Origin of the sequence: Psychrobacter sp. AOP7-B1-24 (genome assembly GCF_052376215.1) — a bacterium.
Lineage (GTDB): Bacteria > Pseudomonadota > Gammaproteobacteria > Pseudomonadales > Moraxellaceae > Psychrobacter.
Genome location: NZ_JBQSVL010000178.1, coordinates 1 through 1,120, shown reverse-complemented (window position 1 = coordinate 1,120; position 1,120 = coordinate 1). Strand labels below are relative to the sequence as shown.

At 34.5% G+C, this 1,120-nt stretch carries 2 protein-coding genes; both read left to right on the top strand.

Features of this window, described 5'->3' with window-relative positions:
- Positions 1-279: hypothetical protein (locus ACT3QP_RS14845; RefSeq protein WP_444526034.1), on the top strand; the 279-nt coding region annotated here is incomplete at its 5' end.
- Between the two features lie 9 nt (positions 280-288).
- A complete protein-coding gene (locus ACT3QP_RS14840) occupies positions 289-981 on the top strand; it encodes a hypothetical protein (protein ID WP_444526033.1) in 693 nt (230 codons plus the stop codon).
- Positions 982-1,120: the final 139 nt, after the last annotated feature.

The window sequence follows — 1,120 nt, the reverse complement described above, 5'->3', positions numbered from 1 at the left end:
AAATATGGACATCAGCTATTAGATCAAGAAAAGTTCGGCATGACAGAAACTATTAATTTAGTAATTAACGATCACGATAAAGCTGATGCAATACTGGATCAGCTTTATCAGCAATATTCAGTTAAAGTTGAAAATAATGACGTATTGAGTGATGGGGAAACGCTGCATAGCTATGTTCGCTATAAAGGTATATTGTTCGAGATTTGGGGAATAAACAGAACCAATCATCCTATTGAAAAGTGCAACTTTGCTTTTTTGACAAGCTTATCAATCAGTTAGAGACTAAGCATGATTAAACTTATTTTTATAGCAATGTCACTGTCATTAGCAAGTTGTACAACCGCAAGTACTTCAGAAGTCATGGTTAGTGAGCCAGCACTACTGCAAGATGATGAACAGGCAATAATAAATGAACCTGTAAATAATAAAAAACCAGTAATATGCTATGAACCACCTGAATATGATAATCCACCGGAACTACCTGATACAGGAGTGCGCAGAGAGACTCCTATTGATGTCGTACCGAAAGAGCTATTTATCGGAAGATTTAAAGCCTCTCCCTTATGGGAGCAAACAGAACGTAAAGATGAAGACAGATCCAGTTTTAGACTTAGTGCTCTTAACGGTTTTCTTCAAGTTCGTAGCAGTCCTACACATGTAAAGAAAGTTACTTATACCCCTCTAGATGTAAGTAAAAGAAATAAAGATGGACATCAGCTATTGGATCAAGAAAAAAGTGCTATGACGGAGATTATTGATTTAGTGATTAATGATCACCAGAAAGCTGCTGCAATACTAGATCAGCTTTATCAACAATATTCAGTTAAAGTTAAGAATAATGACGTATTGAATGACGGAGAAACGCTGCATAGCTATGTTCGCTATAACGGTATATTGTTTGAGCTGTGGGGTTTAAGTAGAAATACGCATCCTTTGGAAGTATGTAATTTCAATATGCTAACAACGCTGACAGTCAGTTAGAAATTAAACATGATTAAACTGACTTCTTATGACCTTAGAGTTATCTAAAATCATTGATATTACTAAAAAGAATTTTCTCTGAAAGTTTTATATAGTTTTAACATCAGTTGCAAGATTAAGTAGTGTACTAAAAATAATT

Coding starts and splice junctions, on each gene's coding strand:
- ACT3QP_RS14840 (WP_444526033.1), top strand. CDS start 289: ATGATTAAACTTATTTTTATAGCAATGTCACTGTCATTAGCAAGTTGT.